Source organism: Rhizobium sp. P40RR-XXII (assembly GCF_012641405.1).
GTDB lineage: Bacteria > Pseudomonadota > Alphaproteobacteria > Rhizobiales > Rhizobiaceae > Rhizobium.
The window spans coordinates 103,272-121,936 of the sequence record NZ_JABAII010000010.1 but is presented as its reverse complement, the minus strand read 5'-3'; the positions used below and the strand labels follow the sequence as shown (position 1 = coordinate 121,936).

General features: G+C 58.8%; 17 protein-coding genes and 1 pseudogene. 3 read left to right on the top strand and 15 right to left on the bottom strand.

Going from position 1 to position 18,665, the window contains the following annotated elements; translation table 11 throughout:
• Nucleotides 1-98: 98 nt before the first annotated feature.
• The 5 genes from HGP16_RS19995 to HGP16_RS19975 all read right to left on the bottom strand — a co-directional run bounded on the left by HGP16_RS19995 (nt 99) and on the right by HGP16_RS19975 (nt 4,677).
• Nucleotides 99-1,004: an AraC family transcriptional regulator gene (locus HGP16_RS19995; RefSeq protein ID WP_168841754.1), complete on the bottom strand. Its 906-nt coding sequence runs from the start codon at nt 1,002-1,004 to the stop codon at nt 99-101.
• 758 nt (nt 1,005-1,762) lie between these two features.
• On the bottom strand, nt 1,763-2,401 hold the full coding sequence (locus tag HGP16_RS19990) for an SDR family oxidoreductase (protein WP_168841753.1): 639 nt from the start codon (nt 2,399-2,401) through the stop codon (nt 1,763-1,765).
• The gene (locus tag HGP16_RS19985; protein ID WP_168841752.1) at nt 2,398-2,742 is read right to left on the bottom strand and encodes a carboxymuconolactone decarboxylase family protein; all 345 of its coding nucleotides are present in this window, start codon (nt 2,740-2,742) and stop codon (nt 2,398-2,400) included. The genes HGP16_RS19990 and HGP16_RS19985 overlap by 4 nt, the downstream gene beginning before the upstream one ends.
• Before the next feature lie 58 nt (nt 2,743-2,800).
• On the bottom strand, nt 2,801-3,733 hold the full coding sequence (locus HGP16_RS19980) for an alpha/beta hydrolase (RefSeq protein ID WP_168841751.1): 933 nt from the start codon (nt 3,731-3,733) through the stop codon (nt 2,801-2,803).
• A gap of 80 nt (nt 3,734-3,813) precedes the next feature.
• Nucleotides 3,814-4,677 (bottom strand): alpha/beta hydrolase, encoded by an 864-nt coding sequence (locus HGP16_RS19975; protein ID WP_312862894.1) that lies wholly within the window; start codon nt 4,675-4,677, stop codon nt 3,814-3,816.
• Nucleotides 4,678-4,786: 109 nt separating this feature from the next.
• On the opposite strand from HGP16_RS19975, the pseudogene HGP16_RS19970 reads away from it, so the two are divergent.
• Nucleotides 4,787-5,679, top strand: a pseudogene (locus tag HGP16_RS19970) (LysR family transcriptional regulator).
• 550 nt (nt 5,680-6,229) lie between these two features.
• On the opposite strand, the gene HGP16_RS19965 reads toward HGP16_RS19970, so the two are convergent.
• The 3 genes from HGP16_RS19965 to HGP16_RS19955 form a co-directional block, all read right to left on the bottom strand.
• Nucleotides 6,230-7,711, bottom strand: coding sequence for an alginate export family protein (locus HGP16_RS19965; protein WP_168841840.1), 1,482 nt, complete (start codon nt 7,709-7,711; stop codon nt 6,230-6,232).
• A gap of 155 nt (nt 7,712-7,866) precedes the next feature.
• Nucleotides 7,867-8,370 (bottom strand): VOC family protein, encoded by a 504-nt coding sequence (locus tag HGP16_RS19960; protein WP_168841749.1) that lies wholly within the window; start codon nt 8,368-8,370, stop codon nt 7,867-7,869.
• Between the two features lie 154 nt (nt 8,371-8,524).
• Complete coding sequence (locus tag HGP16_RS19955) at nt 8,525-10,330, bottom strand: amidohydrolase (protein WP_168841748.1); 1,806 nt, start codon at nt 10,328-10,330, stop codon at nt 8,525-8,527.
• Between the two features lie 238 nt (nt 10,331-10,568).
• Here HGP16_RS19955 and HGP16_RS19950 point away from each other — a divergent pair, with 238 nt between their 5' ends.
• On the top strand, nt 10,569-11,471 hold the full coding sequence (locus HGP16_RS19950) for a LysR family transcriptional regulator (RefSeq protein ID WP_168841747.1): 903 nt from the start codon (nt 10,569-10,571) through the stop codon (nt 11,469-11,471).
• A gap of 134 nt (nt 11,472-11,605) precedes the next feature.
• Here HGP16_RS19950 and HGP16_RS19945 read toward each other — a convergent pair whose 3' ends face one another.
• The 6 genes from HGP16_RS19945 to HGP16_RS19920 all read right to left on the bottom strand — a co-directional run bounded on the left by HGP16_RS19945 (nt 11,606) and on the right by HGP16_RS19920 (nt 16,293).
• Nucleotides 11,606-11,947 carry a hypothetical protein gene (locus tag HGP16_RS19945; protein WP_168841746.1) on the bottom strand — a complete coding sequence of 114 codons (342 nt, stop codon included), beginning with the start codon at nt 11,945-11,947 and terminating at the stop codon, nt 11,606-11,608.
• A 68-nt stretch (nt 11,948-12,015) separates the two neighbouring features.
• The gene (locus tag HGP16_RS19940) at nt 12,016-12,408 is read right to left on the bottom strand and encodes a GNAT family N-acetyltransferase (protein ID WP_246705579.1); all 393 of its coding nucleotides are present in this window, start codon (nt 12,406-12,408) and stop codon (nt 12,016-12,018) included.
• A complete protein-coding gene (locus HGP16_RS19935; protein ID WP_168841745.1) occupies nt 12,383-13,318 on the bottom strand; it encodes a pirin family protein in 936 nt (311 codons plus the stop codon). Before HGP16_RS19935 ends, HGP16_RS19940 begins: the two co-directional genes overlap by 26 nt.
• Before the next feature lie 154 nt (nt 13,319-13,472).
• A complete protein-coding gene (locus HGP16_RS19930) occupies nt 13,473-14,363 on the bottom strand; it encodes a LysR family transcriptional regulator (RefSeq protein WP_168841744.1) in 891 nt (296 codons plus the stop codon).
• Nucleotides 14,364-14,391: 28 nt separating this feature from the next.
• Nucleotides 14,392-15,432 carry an Atu2307/SP_0267 family LLM class monooxygenase gene (locus tag HGP16_RS19925; protein WP_168841743.1) on the bottom strand — a complete coding sequence of 347 codons (1,041 nt, stop codon included), beginning with the start codon at nt 15,430-15,432 and terminating at the stop codon, nt 14,392-14,394.
• 198 nt (nt 15,433-15,630) lie between these two features.
• Complete coding sequence (locus tag HGP16_RS19920) at nt 15,631-16,293, bottom strand: hydrolase (protein ID WP_168841742.1); 663 nt, start codon at nt 16,291-16,293, stop codon at nt 15,631-15,633.
• A gap of 150 nt (nt 16,294-16,443) precedes the next feature.
• Between HGP16_RS19920 and HGP16_RS19915 the strand changes: the two genes are divergently transcribed.
• A complete protein-coding gene (locus HGP16_RS19915) occupies nt 16,444-17,328 on the top strand; it encodes a LysR family transcriptional regulator (protein WP_168841741.1) in 885 nt (294 codons plus the stop codon).
• Nucleotides 17,329-17,693: 365 nt separating this feature from the next.
• Here HGP16_RS19915 and HGP16_RS19910 read toward each other — a convergent pair whose 3' ends face one another.
• Entirely contained in the window at nt 17,694-18,650 is a 957-nt protein-coding gene (locus HGP16_RS19910) for a zinc-binding alcohol dehydrogenase family protein (protein WP_168841740.1), read from the bottom strand.
• Between the last annotated feature and the right edge of the window lie 15 nt (nt 18,651-18,665).

The following is an 18,665-nucleotide window of genomic DNA, read 5'->3' as shown; positions in this document are numbered from 1 at the left end:
CACTCCGGCCAACCCACCCTTATCAACTGTATCGGTAGGGCAATTCGCTGGTAAATTCCAACGATTTTTTTACAAAATATCCTTTTGCTCAACCCAAATTAGTTAAGACATCCTGCACGCCAAACTGCCGGCGTCATACCGGTTTCGCGGGAGAAAACCTTCGTAAAATGACTTTGATCCACAAATCCACACGCCTCCGCGATCACCTTCAGCGATGACTCGCTTCCGCGTAGCAGATCCTTTGCAGCCTCCACGCGCGCATGCATCAGCCATTGATGGGGCGTGACGCCCGTCACTTTCTTAAATCCCTGTGAGAAATGATTGGCGGAGAGGCCAGCCGCCGCGGCGATTTCCGAGACGGACAATTCACGGGCAAGGTTTTTCCTCATGAACTCTTTTGCCGCCGCCTCGCGATTGTAGGGAAAGATCGCATCGTCCACGCCAGCCTCCGTCTCGCCAACCGAATCCTGGATTAGATGGGAGCATATCGCGATTGCCAGGTGTTTCAGGAGTACCTCCCACGACGCATTCTGTCGGTCAAAGAGGGAAAGGATGACGTCGGTGAGGTTGCTTAGAACCTGATCCCTCTCGCCCCTTCGACACCGCAGCTCGGGTCTCGGGCTTGTACCGGATAATTCTACGACCTCTTGGATAAGCGTCCTTGGCAGTAAAAAAGTAGCGGAATGAAGGTCCGCGTATAAGACGACCGAGGCCCCTTCGGAAAGGTCGACAAGGCAGACCGATCCTCGCTCAAATCTGCGAGGCAGCGTTCTGGTTCCATCCGGCAGGATATCGCAATGATGAGCCTCTTTGGTGTACACCATCAGGAAATAGGCGTCGCAAACGGGAAGGGAGACAATGGGCCTCTCACCATCGGCGACATCCTTGGCGATTCTCGTCACGCAAATGGATGAAGATCTGACGGGCACCGCGTTCAATGAGGCGGCCTCGGGAAGTCCGAAGTACGGGCCGAGCGTTTTCAGTTCAAGATTGTCCAGGCTCATCCCTCTCCTCCAAGACGGCCTCCGCGCCTGTGGCATCCCTGAGAACATTCAGGTTGCAGCAGACCATATAATTCTGCCGAACACCCGCGCAATGCTCATTCTTCCGCAAATTCGGGTTTCAACCACAGTGAGAACAAGTGTTACTAGAACGACTACAACCATCTTGTACAATCTTACGGCTACTACCGGAAAGTCACGAATCCGCAAAATTAGATTGAGGGGTGGCTGATTTTCCATTCTCCGTACAATATTTGCTCCAGTGCGAGCCGATGACATGGACAATGGGCGCCTGTTTTATCCAGAGGCCTGGCGGATCAAAGTCTGTTCTCCGCGGCGATCTCCTGCAAATCGAGCTCGTGTTCGAGATCCCGCATAACGCGATCATGGATTTCACCCGCCCCGTGCATCCGCAGGATTTCGGTCGGACTTGAGAGCGGCGCGCTGTTATGCTCAGCAGCGGTCTTGTGGCCAGCGGTAGCTGGTAAGGATGAGGGGTAAGATTGGTTTTGTTTTCATGCTTTTAGCGTGCGGGCTTCAGTTTCTGGCCCGTCGCGTTTCCACCATCGCGAGCGGGTGTTGAGGTCTTTGCGTTGTGATATTGTTTGGGTGGGGGATATTGGTTTTTTGTGGGAGGAAGTTTGGTTGCGGGGGCATGCACCCATCTTTACTTGCGATCACAGCAACTGCCCATCAGGGCGCTAAAAACCTTTTTGACCGGCAACAATACAGGGCTATTTCATGCGGCGGCGTAGCCTTGTTTACATGAAGTAAGGTTTATCGCCGTCGCTGTTCGGCTTGTTGACACCGAGGTTCGCTCTCGCATGCAGGTCCGGCTTCACGACAATCCTGGCGATCAGGTCGCCGACGCTTCTGCGCGAGACGACGGTGCCCTGGAAGGCTTCGCCCTTGGCGGTCAGCGCGTAGTCCACCTCGTCCTCATCGGTCAACCAGGCCGGGCGCAGGATGGTGTAGTCGAGACCGGACGCCTCGATCGCATCGGCGGCACGGCGATAGGGCTTCAGGTCCTCGCCGATCATGCCCCGGTTCCATTCGCCGAACTTGCCGGGCACTTCGTCATAGATGCCAAGCGAAAGAACGAAGATCAGCCGCTTGACGCCCTGCGCCTGCATGGCGGCGATGACTGCCCTTGCCTGATCATCGAGGTCTTCGCCGATGAGATTGGCGTAGACGATATCCTTGCCGGTGACAGCCGCCTCCAGCTTGGCCGCGTCGAGCACATCACCCTGCACGATCTCGGTGCCGGCCGGCGCGCTTGCCGCAAGCTTTGTCGGATTACGGGCAAGCAGCGTCAGGTGAGTGTCGCGGTCGCCGCCCAGCGCCTCAATGACATGACGGGCGATCTGGCCGCCGGCTCCGAGAATGAGGACGTTGGTCATTTATTCGTTCCTTCCGTATCGATTTCGTCAAACACCTGGCGCGCGATCTTCAGCGCGGTCATCGCGGGCGGCCAGCCGGCATAGAAGGCGAGATGAGTGATGACCGCGATGATCTCTTCTCTCGAAAGGCCGTTCTCCAGGCCCTTGCGGAAATGGAAGGGCAATTCGTTGACCCGATACATCGTAATGAGGTTGCTGATGGTGATGAGGCTGCGCTCGCGTTGCGAGAGCGTCGGTTCGGTCCAGACCTCGCCGAAAAGGACGCTGTCGTTGAAATCGGCAAGCTGGGGCGCGATATCGCCGAACAGGCGCTTGCCGATACCGCCTTGTTGAGCTGCCATGTGCAGGCTCCTTTCATATTCGAGATGGAGGCGCGGCAGCGGGAGCCGCCGCGACCGATCAGCCCAGATACTGCTTGAAGAACGGCACGAGCTTTTCGAGCGCCAGGCCGACCGGCTCCGGCTTGTCGTAGAGGTCGTAGTGCGACCAGTCTTCCAACGAGACGAGCTGGCGATCCTTCGAGGCGACGGCGCGGCCGTAGGCTTCCATACCATCGCGGAAAGCGCCGAACGCGCCGACCTTCTGGCCGATCACGACCATCATCGGCTGGGTCAACAGTGTCTCGGTGAAGGCGAAGGCATCCCAGGCCAGCGTCTTCTGGGCATGGCTGAACAGCATCCGAGTCCAGCCGCCTTCCCGCTGACCGCGCGGCGTCTTGTAATAGTCGGTCGCTTCGAACACGTCGCGTTCGGTAAGACCGGCTTTCGTGGCCATGTCCGGGCTCGCGGGCAGTAGTTCGTTAACCTGCAATTCGCCACCACGCGCTTCCCTGGTGCGCTGCGCTGCCATGGCTTCCAGAGCACCAATCGGGTCGTAGCCGCTGAAGCCCTCACGGAAGAGACGGCCGATATTGACCGGGGTGATGCCGACGACGGCCTTGATGCGCTTTTCCGTTAGGGTGGCGTTGAGGACATAGCCGCCACCACCACAAACGCCGATCACACCGATGCGGTCGGCATCGACATAGGGCAGCGTCACGGCATAATCGATGACATGGCTGATGTCCTCGACCCGCTGCGAGGGGCTTTCGATCCAGCGCGGGCTGCCGCCGGATGCGCCCTGGAAGCTGGCGTCATAGGCGATGACGACGAAGCCCTGCTCGGCCAGCGCCTTGCCATAGACATTGCCCGAGGTCTGCTCCTTGCAGCTTCCGAACGGGTGGACGCTGACGATCGTCGGATAGGTCTTCGCTTCGTCGAACGCTGGCGGGAACAGGATGTTGGCGGCAATATGCCAAGCCATGTCGGGGTTCTGGATTTGAACGGTTTTCATGTTGTTCTCCTTGTGAGGGACGCGCAATCTGTGTGGACCGACGATGCCGGCCCGCAAGGCGTTCACCACGCCGCTATGACTCAGACCGAGAGCTTCGCCGTGAAGAACGGCGCGAGCACCGAGACGGCCTCGTCGACATATTTGTGGCCGTCATAGAGCTCCATGTGATTGGCACCCTCAACGATGTGGACGGACTTGTCGGTGCTGGCGGCGCGATCAAAGAGATCGTCGCTCATCCACTTGCTGCCCGCCACGCTGCCCGCGACGATCTGGATCGGCTGGGTCAGATAAACATCGGCCATGTGATAAGCATCGTAGGTGATGATCTGGTTCAGGCTGCGCAAGGTCGCGACACCGGGTGAGGTTGGGCACTGCGCGCGGGCGGTGTGGTAATATTCCCATGCCTGACGAAGCTCTTCGTTCGGCGCGTCCGCTTCGTTCACCGGAGCCAGCGGCATCGTGGCGGAGCCCGCCTTCGCATCCTCGGTGCGGGCGTTGGAGCCAGCCTCGATATAGGGCAGCGCATCGATGGACTTGACGGTGTTCTCCCAGCCATTGCGGAACATCGAGCCGATATTGACGGCGCTGACCGTGCCTATGGCCTTGATGCGGCGATCCTGGATCGCGGCATTGGCGGTGTAGCCTGCCCCGGCGCAGATGCCCATGGCGCCGATGCGATCTTTGTCCACGTAGGGCAACGTCGTCAGGTGGTCGATGACGGCACTGACGTCCTCGGTGCGGATGTAGGGGTTTTCGAGCTGGCGCGGCTCACCGCCGCTTTCGCCCTGATAGGAGGCATCATAGGCGATGGTCACGAAGCCGAACTTGGCGAGCTTGGCTGCATAGGTGCCGGCCGTCTGTTCCTTCACGCCGCCGCCGGGATGCGAGACGACAATCGCCGGATACGTTTTGCTCTCGTCAAAGCCTTCGGGAAAGTTGATCACCGCTGACGATGCGGGATCGCATGTCCCTTGCCGATGGAGAAAATCTAGGACAAAACAATTGTCTCGATTAGAGGGATAATTACGCTTGGCCTTATCACTGAGGTGATGAATGAGACGGGATGAGATCGCCGATCTGGCGGCGTTCGTGGTGGTCGCCGAGGAGCGCAGCTTCACCAAGGCCGCCGCCCGTCTCGGCATGGCGCAATCCGCGCTCAGCCAGATCGTGCGGCGCAGCGAGGAAAGGCTCGGCCTGCGGCTGCTGTCGCGCACGACGCGCAGCGTCGCGCCGACCGATGCCGGCGAGCGTCTGCTCGCAACCTCGGCCCGATGCTGCACGATCTCGACACGGCCATCGCTTCCCTGGGTGAGCTGCGCGACCGGCCCTCCGGCATCATCCGCATCACCACGGTCGAGCATGCGGCCAAGACGCTGCTGCTTCCCGCGATGAAGAGGCTGCTGCCCCACAATCCGGACATATCCGTCGAGCTCACCATCGACTATGGCCTGTCCGATGTCGTCGCCGATCGTTTCGACGCCGGTGTGCGGCTCGGCGGGGAGATGTCGAAGGACATGATCGCGGTGCGGATCGGCCCCGACATTCCGATGGCCATCGTCGGCTCGCCGGACTATTTCCGCACGCACCCCATTCCCACTGCGCCCGCGCAACTCATCGATCATCGCGCGATCAATCTGCGGCTCCCGACCTCCGGAACGCTGAACAAGTGGCGTCTGATGCGCGGTGGCCGCGAGACGCGGGTCAGGGTCGACGGTCCGCTCGTCCTGAACACCATCGACTTGATCCTCGACGCCGCGCTCGATGGTCATGGCGTCGCCTATCTGCCGCTCGATCAGGTCCAGCCTCACCTCGCGTCCGGACGACTGACGCGGGCGCTCGCCAAGTTCACACCAGATCTGCCGGGCTATCACCTCTACTATCCGCACCGGCGGCATGCTTCCACGGCGTTTACTGCTTTTGTTGAGACCGTGCGGTTTCGCGGCTAAGGACTTCGCCCGGCCAACAGCAGTTCGTTGAGGTGAACGCAAATGGCGTCAGGAAGCGGAATGGCTCTCAAAGTTCGTTGCCCGGATCAAGGGCAGTTTTCCCGACGTAGCCGCCCCGAACCTACCAGTCCGTTTCCCGTCCAAAGTGGGACATTCAACCCGCATAAGCCTACCGGCAACTTTTGGACAATCGCTCAAACGGTCGGAATGACTGGAATCGGAGCGCAAAAGCGCCAGGCCGCGTGACTGCCACTGCTTGTCACTCGCGCGCAAGCGCATATCACCTGCCAACTAGCGGCGTGGGAGATAGCCAGGTCGAGGTCGATTGATGACCAGAAGTCGCCAGAGCCTGATTTAAACCTATCGATTCAAGGGAATAGCACGTCGTAGATAATCGTCGATTTGCGTGGTCCGGCGTCCGGCAGCATGGTTGCGGGGGACAGGATTTCATCTTAACTTGCGATCTTCAACGTCAGCGGATCCATTGCTTGTGCTTCTGGATGCCGAGAACCGGGTGGGTATTTCGCAGTGCTGCGTAGAGTCGGCATTGTTACCACACCAGCTTCAGCTCTGCTCTGACATAATTGCTGTCGCGGCCACCCACAGCTTCGAGCGCCGACCCGACTTGGTAGTGAACAGCCTCCAGCGACCCCGTGAGATTGGGATTGAAGCGGTAGTCCGCCCTGACCTGCAAATAAGCTCCGGTCCATGCCGGCCCCTGACCCGCCGTGCCAGCTACGGGAATGCTTGGCAGGGTGTAGACGGCGTCGTCTGTCGTCTGTCGCCAGAGCAGTCCGACCCCGGCCATCAGGGTCAGGTCTTCTATCGGCTGAACGGTGACCGATGGTTTTATGTGAACGAGGTTGGTGTATCCGGTATGACCGCCGAGCGAGAAATAAAAGCCGTTCGGAAACAGCGGATTGAAAGTGCCGAGCGTACCGTCGCCCGCATCACCGTCGCCCGACGCCACGTCGAACTGCAGACCGATGCGCGGCGACCAGGTGACATTCTCGAAGGTGTAGCCGGTTCTCGCACCCATGGCCCAGGCCAGAATATCGGCTGCGCCCACCTTGCCGACCTGTCCCATCGCTTCCACATCCCAGTCGAAACCGGCATATTTGCCGGCCGTCCGAATATTGAGGATATGCCTGTCCTCCTCACCCGACGCGGTGAGAAATGTGGCGTCTTTGCGCTGATAAAGCGCGTAATAGGCGGAGGCCTCGATATCCGGCGAGAGCTGCCGCTCCACGCGGACCCCGCTGAACATTGCATCGCTGCTCGATCGATCATCGAAAGGATCGTCATCGCGATACTGAACAGGTTGGCTAACAAGACCATAGAAGCGCCATGCATCCGTCTCCCACCCGGCCCAGACCGCATCGAACGCCTGGCGGACATTCGGCCCATCGCGCACCGATACGAACCGCTCCAGGTCAAAAGCGAAGTCCTGGCGGCCGACCCTCGCCCTGAACGTTCCCGCGTCAGTCTCCTGCGTGTAGCCGATGAATGCCAGCCGAAGGTCGAATTGGTTTGCGTCGTTAGGGCCGACCACCGTCTTGTCGAACGCACGCACATCTTCGAACTGCGTGAACACTTGCCAGTTTTCGTTCAGGTGAACATCGATATGGAACTGCGCGCGCTGCAACCAGTAGGAGTCTCCGGGATTTGCACGTACGGTTCCGAAAGCCGGCGCATCACTGACTTCAAAGATTTCGCGAAGATTGAGCCCGAGCGAGATGTAGCTGTCGGGATTGGACGGAAACAACGGAATGTACTTGAGACTATCCAACGGCTCAGTCCGCAGTTTCGGATCCGCAAGAAGCGACCAGTCCTCCCGCGACCGGTCGGCTTTTATCAAAGGCCTCTTCTGCTCCAAGAGAAAATCATCCGCTGCCAAGGCTGACCGGTAGCCCCACTGAGCAAAGGCAAGGACGGCAAGTGTGAGCGGGAGTGACCGCACGCATCGAGCGGATCGAAGGCTGAACGCCAAGGATATACCGGGAATGACGTATTTCTTCTTCTGGCCGATCATCGGCTCTCTTTCCGGCTTTCGCCACATGGCAACGTCCTATGTCAGCTTTTGTGGGTGATCGCGGCCAATCACCACTCATCAGGCGAAACGCGGGCGCACGCGGCGATCCCAGCTATATCGTCCGACCGAAGATGGGATTTCGTAACCAGACGGGTTTATGGGTGAAATCGTTCTGGATTCGTCCGCGAGGCTATGCGCGGCTGGATGACTTCGGCTAATTCAATCACGTTCCCGAAAGGATCGGCGACGAAAGCGATCTTGCAGCTGATCTCATCCACCTGAAACGGTTCGACGAGGATATTGACGGCGCGGCGGCGCAGTTCGTCCGTCGTGGCTTCGATATCGGTAACGGTCAGGCAGAAATGATGGTAACCAGCGTATCTCAAGCTATCGGCCAGATCCTTGTAAGGCGGTAGCGGGTGCGGGCTAGGGTCGCCACCGGCAAGCAGTTCGACCATGAACCGATCGTCATCTGGCGGCGCGAGAAAGGCGAGCTGTTGGTCACCATAAGCCCACGTGTGGACGACGCGCCAGTCGAGCTTATCCTGATACCATTTTATGGCGACGTCCCGATCAGGAACACGGATCGCAACGTGATGTCCGCGCACATCGGCGAAGAGCGATGATGTTCTATCACGCTGCGGATTGAAGTCAGCCAATTGTTATTCTCCTAATATGACGACGGACACCTTGCCGCGTGTGGTTCCCAACCGGGGCGCGAAATCCCTGTCAATGTCGGCATGGTTCGGAATGGCGTCGAAGCCTCAGTCCAATGACATTTCAGGGAAAACGCGGAGAACTTTTCCGCCGGGTTCATTTTTCCCCGTAATAGGTGCCGAAATATTTCACAGGCGACCAATCCGGAAGGATCGCGGGCAGTTTTGGCGATAGAGCGCTATAGTCCTGCGCACCAAACACGACCCTGCCATCCATAACCGTCAGAACCGAAGAAACAGATTTGATCTGATCCTCAGGCACCGAAAAGTAATCCCTGTCGAGAACGGCGAAATCCGCGAGATTGCCGGGGGCGATCATCCCCATTTCGGTCTCCGTGTTCATGAACCACGCTGCGCCACTGGTGAACAGTTTCAGCGCCTCGGTGCGGGAAAGGCGATTGTCGCTGGCGAGAACCTCGGATCCGGACACCGACTTCCCGGACACCATCCAGCTTAAAGCAACCCACGGGTTGTACGTCGCTGCCCGGAAGGCGTCGGTGGTCATGGCCAGAGGAATACCACTATCCACGAGCATGCCCAGGCGCGGCGTCTGCAACGCCTTTTCGCGACCATATGTTTTTATGAAACCATCGCCGTGCAGCGCCATCTTGGCGTCCAGGGCAATTCCGCCGCCCAGCTTCTTCACCCGGGCGATGTTCTCCGGACTGATGGTCTCGGCGTGTTCGAGGCTCCATTTCAGGCCATCGAGCGGAATCGTCTGGTTTACCTTCTCCAGACCGTCGAGAAACGGGGAGATGTTCTCGTTATAGCTGATGTGCATGCGGAACGGGATACGCCGCTGGACCAGCTTCATCACATCCTGCTCGACGAAACGCCGCATCTTCTCAGGCTCGATAATGACCGCCGGGCGGTCGAAATTCTCATGATCATGCACTTCCCCGCTCAAGACCTCCCCGGCGCCCCGATATTCGTGGCCATGTGCCAAGTTTGGATGCAGGTTTTGCCCCGGACTTATCGGCGCCGTTTTGGTGATCGCATCGATTTCCAGGTCCACCATGTTTACCGGCCCACCGTCGCCGAGTTGCAAGTCCACAAAGGGCATGCGCACGTTGAGGCGGTTGTCTCGTGCAAGCACGTCTACTCTCGCCTGTGCTTCCGGGTAAGGAAACCTGCCGCCGTTATCGATGATCGAGGTCACGCCAAACCTGTTCAGACCGTGAATGCTGTAGATCAACGAACTCACTTGTTCGTCGAACGTGGGCTGCGGCACCATGGCCTCAAGAGCGAGAAACAACCAGGTATAGCCGTGGACCACACCGGTGGGGTTGCCTCGGCTGTCCTTTTCGAATTCGACGTCCGGTATTTTCGGGAACCGATCGGTTCCCACGCAAAGCGCCTCCATCGCCTGCTTGTTCAAAAAGGCTTGGTTATAGGCATATTGCACGATCGTGGGGCGATCGGGCACGGCGCTGTGCAATTCGTCCAGTGTGGGAAAGCGGTTCTCCTCAAACTGGTAGGGCGACCAGCCTCCGATAACCTTGACCCATTGACCCTCCGGCGTGCGGGCGGCCTGTTCGCTCAGCATCGTCAATGCCTCGCGCAGCGTCGGCACGCCATCCCATCGAACATTGTAGCTGTAAGCCAGATCGTTGAGGACATGGATATGGGCATCGATGATGCCGGGTATCAGTCTGCGGCTGCGAGCATCAATAATCTCGGTGTTAGAGGTCTTCAGACCGAGTATGTTCACATCAGAGCCGACGGAATAAATACGGCCTTTCTTGACCGCCAAAGCCGAAGCTTCGGGTTGAGCCTGGTTGCCGGTGAAGATTTTTGCGTTGAAAACGATCAGATCAGCGCCGGCCTGCTCCTGCGTCGTCTGCGCCTGCACGGCAGAGAAAGAAAGACTTGTCACAAACGTGATGAATATTTTCCTGATCATTTTTGCCCTCGATCGACTACTTTACAAATTGCGCTGATGCGGAAGCCGGCGCCCTGCGGATGGTTGCGATTGATTGAAGTGCGTTGAAGCTGCCGCAAAACGTCACCACCTCCCCAACCCATCGTTGAAGGGCGACTCGTCACACGCCTCCGGCATGTCCAAGCGAACAGTGCCATTGCAATTTCGGCTACGGTAGGCCACCAAGATGCCACACTGTGTCGCCGGAAAGGAAACACCAATGGATATTGAGGAACTGCGCACCTTCGTGGAAGTTGCTGACGCCTCCAGCGTCACACGGGCAGCCCGCCGGCTTGGCGTTTCCAAATCGCTCGTCAGCCGACGGCTTGCTCGGCTTGAGCAATTTCTGGGCGTTCAATTGCTCGCGCGCACGACGCGCAGCGCCTCTTTGACTGAAGCTGGCGCAACGTTTCGCGAGCACGCAGCAAAAATCTGTAATGAGTTTGATGTTGCAAGGGACGCCACACTTCCCTCAGGAGACCTGCGTGGCCGGTTACGTGTCGCTGCGCCGCTTTCTTTTGGCCCGACACATTTTGCTCCCATCTTCTCTCAAATGGCGCGCAGACATCCGCAACTGCAAATCCATTCTTCCTATACCGATCGTTTCGTCGATCTCGTCGGAGAGGGTTTTGACTGCGCCATTCGGCTTGGCCACCTTCAAGATTCAGTGCTGGTCGCAAAACGTGTCGGATCGATCTTTGGCATCCTGGTTGCGAGCCCCGAATACATTGACGCTCACGGCGCTCCGCTAACACCAGGCGATATCGTAAATCATCAAGTCGTCATGCGAGACGATGAGAGATGGCAATTCATGGATGGCGACGGGATCGTTACCGTGCGGCCCCAGGGGCGCTTCGTAGCTGATAGCGGAATATCTCTCGTGTCTGCCGCTCTGGATGGCATTGGGATCGGCTACCTGCCTGAACCGCTTGTCGCAGATCATATTAGCTCAGGCGCTTTGGTGCCAATCATGACGCGTTATCCGATTCCGCCTGCCGGTATCTTCGTCGTAAGGCCACCCGGCCAGCATCCCTCGCGAAAGGTGAGGATACTCACTGAGATGCTCATCGAACGCTTCGGAACCGCGTCCGTCTTGGACGGCCCAGCGCCCCATGGCAAGTAAGACGAACGATCAGCTTGTATATCGCGGCAAGCTTGCAGGTCGACCGGCTCTCTCAAACTCTGTGGCTTCGCAAAATAGATCGGTGCCGGACGGAACAAACTGCGCGATACTCGATGCCGGTGAACAATAAAGCGCTATTTCGTCGGATACGGCTCGATGTCAGCGGACCAATAGTGCCTGGCGATATTCTGGGAGTTCCGGATGACGTGATAGGCGGTTTCAGGATTTCCCCCTGCGAAAGTATCCGGGTCCGCACCACACATGATACAATACATTCTCTGATGAACGACTGCCGCAAAATATTGCAATGCGGGGGCGGCATCTTCCTGGCCGATTGCTCGCATGTCCTCGAGCGCCCTTTTGGTCGCCTCTTCCAGAGCACAGGAGACCGCGGCAGCAAGGGTCTTGTCAGTCCGACTGATGACCTCGGCGATCTGGCGGTCTGCCAGAGTCAGATCAGGAGTGTTTTCAGCCATTGTTCATCTCTCTGCAAGCAGCTTGAAAGGCTCGCCACCGGCTCTGGCTCTTTGTTCGGTTGAATTTCTCACTTTCTTAAAACATCCTGCCATTCCGCGTGTCGTTCGATCTGCGCTTTGGCGAATGGGCAAAGCGGGATGATCGTGATGCCGTCCCGCCTGGCATCCTCAACGGCCTGGCGGACCAATTGCTCGCCAATTTTCCGGCCACGCAACGCGGCAGGAACATCCGTGTGATCGATAATGATCAGCTTTTTTCCCGCACGACTGTATGTCATCTCGGCTTCGTGCCCATCGACGACGATCCGGTAGCGTCCCTTGGATGCGCCATCTTCCCGCTCAACCTCTTCGCTCATCACATTTCCCCCGTCAGCATGATTGTTCATTGTTGCGATCCGCCGCGATGGTCTTCTCGTTGAAGTCGGTCGGCAGAAATCAATCGGGCAAGGGAATGTGCTCATCCCTGTCGTCGGCTGGAAGATCGAAACGCCCCTCTCCCCAGTTTCCTGCACGCCATTCGGCCTTAGCCTCTTCGATGCGCTCCTTCGAGGAGGCGACGAAATTCCACCAGATGTAGCGTGGTCCTGAAAATGTGGCGCCGCCAAGCGCCATCAGCCTTGCGCCCCGACCGCCTGCGGTGACAGTGATCCTGTCACCGGGACGGAACACCATCATCTGCGGCGCTTCAAAGTCCTGGCCGGCGATCGAAATCGAACCTTCCACGATATAGATCCCGCGGTCCTCGTGATCGTCCGGCAGGGGCAGTCGTGCACCCGCTTCCAGCATGACATCGGCATAAAAGGTCTCGGAAAACATCCTCGCAGGAGCTGTCTCGCCGTAGGCATTTCCCAGGATAAGCCGGACCTTCGCGCCGCGATCTTCAATGATGGGAAGCGCCTGTGCTCCATGATGTTCGAACATCGGCGCCATGTCTTCGTGGCTGTCAGGAAGCGCAACCCAGGTCTGGATTCCTAGCAAGCTTTGCGGCCCGCTGCGGCCTTCAGGCGTAGTGCGCTCGGAATGCGTGACACCCCGGCCCGCAACCATCCAGTTCAGGGCTCCAGGGCGAATGATCTGATCGGCTCCCGTGCTGTCGCGGTGATGGAATTCGCCGCGATAGAGATAGGTGACGGTGCCGAGGCCAATATGCGGATGCGGCCGCACATCAATGCCCTGTCCAGTCAGGAGTTCCGCGGGTCCGACCTGATCGAAGAAGATGAATGGCCCCACCATTTGACGATTCGGCGCAGGCAGGGCGCGTCGAACTTCAAAACCACCGAGGTCGCGCGAACGTGGAATGATGAGGGTGTCAATCGCATCCAGACCGATCTCTTCAGGACAGGCTGGTGCCAGGGCAGGATTCCAACTCATGCTTGTTCTCCTCTTCGCTCTGCAGAATGGGGCCGCTCGCCTACCCGTTTACGAACCGACTGGGCAAACCCGACACTAAAAATAGAAAGCAACGGCGACTAGCTGCGGATAGCGCTACGCTGTGTCGCCGAAGACGCAACACGCTGTCGCGGCATCACATCTCGACGTCCCAACAATGCGTGTCATTCTCGAAGGATTCGATCAGGAACTCCGAGAGAACCCGCACCTTCCGGGATGGATGTGGACTGGGAGGCCGCACGACATAGACCCCGCCAACCGGTAGCGGAAAACGGGTCATGATCGGAACGAGAACCCCTGACGCGAGATAGTCACGGGTGACACAATCAGGGAGCCAGGCGATGCCGAGTCCCTCGGCGGCTGCGCTCGCAAGCGCCATGCCGTTGTCGGTCCTGAAGCGGCCTTGCGGCTGCACGGTGACGATCTTGTCGCCGTCCATGAATCGCCAGGTCTCCGCACCAACCAGAGCCTGGTGAGACGTGATGTCTTCCGGTGTCTCGGGTGCGCCATGCAATCTGATATAGTCCGGGCTCGCCACCAGCTTGCCATAGATCTGGCCGACCCGTTTTGCGATCAGGTTGGAGTCACGCAAGGCGCCAACACGGATCGCGCAATCGAACCCGTCGACGATCAGGTCGGCAAACCGATCGCTGTAGTCGGCTTGTATCTGAAGCTGCGGGTTTTGACGTGCTATTTTGGCCAGAACCGGTGCGAAATGGACCGGACCCGATGTCAGCGGAACGGCCACCCGGAACCGCCCACGGAGGTCACCTTCGGGTAGGACCGCCTCGCGCGCCATGTCGATCTCCGCACAGACCCTTGCCGCATGGTCCCGAAACAGGACCCCGGCTTCCGTCAAACCGGCTCCCCGTGTCGTTCGCGCAAGAAGCTGCGTACCAAGTGCACCTTCGATCCTGGTCAGGCCGCGACTGACCATCGACTTCGAAACCCCCAGTCGTCGCGCAGCCGAAGTGATCCCTCCAGAATCGGCCACCTCGACGAATATCCGCAGATCTTCGATGTCCATGCAGCACTCCTCTGTTGCGACACGATCGCTACCCGTCCTGTCGCGCAGTCCTGACGATCGGCGCGACCTCCGCGCCCAGAAGCTCGATCGACTGTTTCATCGCTTCTGTTTCGAGAGAGGCGGTGCTCATCTGGAAGGTGATGCGCGAAAGGCCGCCAAGCGTTTCACTGGCCTGCAGCATTTTTGCAGCCACGGTTTTCGGATCGCCGACAAGGAATGCACCGCCAGGACCCGCCATGATCTCGAACTGCTGGCGCGTGGGCGGCGACCAACCGCGCTCACGACCGACCTTCGTCGTCAGATGCGCCCATCCGGGAAAGAAGGCATCCTTCGCCGCCATATCGGTTTCAGCGACAAAACCCATTGCGTGGACGCCTATCTTGAGCTTCTCGGGATCATGTCCGGCGCGTTGACCGCTTTCGCGATAGAGATCGACAAGCGGCCGGAAGCGGTCGAAGCTGCCGCCGATGATCGCCACCATCAAGGGAAGACCGAGTGTGCCGGCGCGCGCGAAGGATTCCGGCGAACCGCCGGCGCCGATCCAGACTGGAAGCCGCTCTTGGTGTGGACGCGGAAAGACCCCCTGCCCTTTGAGAGCTGGACGGAAGCGGCCTTCCCAAGTGATCTCTGTCGTTTCGCCGAGCTTGAGAAAGAGGTCAAGCTTTTCGGCAAAAAGTTCGTCATAATGCCGGGTATCAAGGCCAAACAGTGGATAGGCCTCGATGAAGGACCCCCTGCCGACCACAAGTTCGGCACGGCCTTTGGAAATCAGATCGAGGGTTGCGAATTCCTGGAAGACACGCACCGGATCGGCGGCACTCAGGACCGTGACTGCGCTCGTTAGCCGGATCCGAGTGGTGCGGGCGGCGGCAGCAGCCAGAATAATAGCAGGGGCGGAATCGAGAAACTCGCTACGATGATGTTCTCCGATACCGAAGACGTCGATCCCGACGCGATCCGCGACAACGACCTCCTCAATAAGCTCAGCCATGCGATCCGTCGGCGATGGGAGCTTACCCGTTTTAGGATCCGGCAGAATGGCTGCAAAACTATCGATACCTATTTCCATGCTTGGTCCTTCCAAATTTCGCCGGTTTATCGCCGTACTTACCAGGCCAGTTTCATCGACGCTCTCGGATCGCCGCCGTCGCGATGGGCGCAGGCACTTTTGGCGTCCGATTAAACATGCTTGAGTGGGGATGGCGAGGTCCGACTTGAGGGCCTTCGCGGCAACATCAATTCGAAATTCCGCCATCCCGGTCGGCTTTTACAGACCGGCCTTGCTGGCCGCCTGTACGGGCGTGTTGAGAAGCTGCTGCTCCCACAGATAGGCGATGCCGCTGCCGCCAGCATGATCGACGATAACGTCCGTCAGCGCCGCTGCGGTCTCCTCACGCGCCCAATCGCGCTGCCATTCGGCAGCGATCGCAAGCCACGTCATCATGTTGATGCCGGCCCCCATCATCCGCTGGATCGCGACCTGATGCGCTTCGACCGAGGTTCCGCCTGATGCATCGGTAATCACGGTCACGTCCCAGCCCTCGCCGGCAGCCTGGATTGCCGGCATGGCAACGCAGACTTCGGTCCACAGACCGGCAATGATGAGCTGCTTGCGGCCGGTGGCTTTCACCACATCCACCACTTTCGAGTCCTGCCAGGTGTTGATGAACGTGCGGTCGATCACCTCCTGTCCCGGAAACACATCGGTGAGGTGCTTAAACAGCAATCCGCCGCGACCGGCAATCACGCTTGTCAGGATCGTCGGGACGTTGAAAACCTTTGCCGCTTTCGCAAGCGCTGTGGTGTTGTTGACGACCGCCTGTGGATCGTGGCTGTTCACGTTTGCGAGCTGATAAGGCTGATGGTCGATCATGACGAGCACGGAGTCTTCGGGGCGAAGAAGTGAGCCAAGGCCGTTACGAAAGGTCATACTTGTATCCTATGTTGGCGGTTGATTGAGATACTGCTGGAGGGGCGAGCGCCCTCCGAAGCGCCGTCTGCGGAATAACCTTGTCATTCCCGATTTCGATGCGGTAGTCATCGTTTGTGCTGAACAGTGTCGCGGAATGGGGAACACAAGATGGACATCGAGGACCTGCGGACGTTTGTGGAGGTAGCGGATGCGGGCGGGGTCACGCCCGCTGCGCTGAGGCTGGGCGTTTCCAAGTCGATGGTGAGCCGGCGGCTTGCGCGGCTTGAGGCAGAACTCGGCGTGCAACTGCTCGCAAGATCCACGCGCGGGGCCTCCTTGACGGAAGCGGGCGCCACTTTCCGTGATTATGCTGCCAGGGTCAGCGCCGAGATCGATGTCGCCAGAGATACGATCCTGCCGGCTGGCGAACTGAGCGGCCGCCTGAGAATTGCGGCACCCCTGTCGTTCGGGGCCACCCACTTTGCATCTGTCCTTGCCGACATGGCATTGCGCCATCCGCAACTGCAGATCCAGACAAGCTACAGCGACCGTTTCGTTGATCTGATTGCGGAAGGGTTTGATTGCGCGATCAGGGTCGGTACACTTCAGGATTCCAATCTCATTGCGAGACGCGTTGGCCCCCTTTACGGAAAATACGTCGCCAGTCCCGGCTATATCAAAGCCCACGGGTCCCCGGAAACACCGGAGGAACTCGTGACACATCAGGCGCTGATGCAGGGGATGGAAACGTGGCAGGTGATGGACGGCGACAAGATCCTGACCATTCGCCCGCAGGGCCGTTTCAAGGCTGATAACGGGGCGGCTCTTGTCGTCGCTGCAGCAGCCGGTTTGGGTATCGCCGCACTCCCCGATGGCCTCACCCAGGATTATCGGGATTCCGGGGCGCTGGTGACAGTCATGAAAAATCATCCGCCGCCACCGGCCGGAATCTATGTCGTTCGCCCGCCGGGACAGCACCCCTCAAGAAAGGTCCGCGTTCTGACCGAAATGCTGATCGAGTGTTTCGGCAGCGGCGGGCATCAAACCGATTAACGCTAGCCGGCTTGCAATACATGCAGCAATGGCCGGCGCCTTCGGCTACAAAAGTCCTTTTCGCTGAACGGAGAGAGATCGAACAGACGGTGGCCGGCCTCGTATCGACCGGCGGCACCGTGGCGACCTCCGATGATGACCTGCAGAAACTGTATCAGAAACTCAGGAAAAAGGTTGAAAGCCGCGAAGCCAAGAAGGTTTGCTCGTTCGCACTGCTGCTTGGATCGACAAAACAAGTGCCGGATATGAGAAGGTCTCATCAAAACCCGTCGGTAGATCGACATTCGCGGCAACTGTTCCTCAACGAGGTCCGTTCCATGCCAACGGCTTTCCTGCCGCCAGATCAGTTTTTCGATGCCTCCGCGTCAGGGTGTCATCACGACGCGGCCCAACGGCTTTGCCGTTTCGGCATATTCATGAGCTCTTGCTGCCTCTCGAAGCGGAAAGACCTGATCGATGACCACGTCCAACCGCCTTTCGCCAGTGGCCTCCAGAAGTTCGTCAACCGTCCGATGCACAGCAGGCCGTTCGAACAGTGACCCCATGAAAACGCCGTGAAGCGTCTGATTGTTCTGCATGGGCGACCAGAGATCGACGTCGAGACCGCCACCGCCAGCGTTTCCGACGAAGACAAGACGTCCCTCGACGGCAAGCGCGGAAAGGGAGGCTTGCAAGGTCGATCCAACGGGGTCAATCACGAGATCAACTCCCCTGCCATCGGTCAGCCGACGGGCTTCCCCAACGACATCCTGCTCAAATCGATCAATGACATGCGCGGCGCCAAGTGCGGTCAAACGCGCTTGTCGTTCGCGACCACCGGCGACCGCAACGACCGTCGCCCCCGCTTGACGCGCGAGCTGAATGGCCGCCAGACCAACACCGCCCGCGGCCGCCTGGATCAGAACCGTCTCGCCTTCATTTAGCCGGCCCTTGGTGATGACACAGTGGCGGGCCGTCCCGAAGGAGATCGGCAGTGCCGCGGCTTGCACCGTGCCGACGTCATTCGGGATCAACCATGTGCGAGAGGCGGGCACAGACCATAGTTCGGCATGCGATCCCTGCATGTCGAAGGCCGTCACCCTTTGACCAACGCTTCGGTCCCTCACGTTTTCGCCAACTGCAACAATGGTCCCGGCAGCCGCATAACCAACGATCCAAGAGGATCGCTGTGGTGTCGAGCGCCGGTTGATCAAGTCGCCGCCCTCAATCGAAATCGCCTCGACGGCAATCAGGACGTCCTGCGGCCCACAGACGGGATCGGGCACATCGGCATACCTCAAGACTGTCGGCGGACCGGGGTTGTCATAGACTGCAGCTTTCATGCGCTGTTCCTTTCC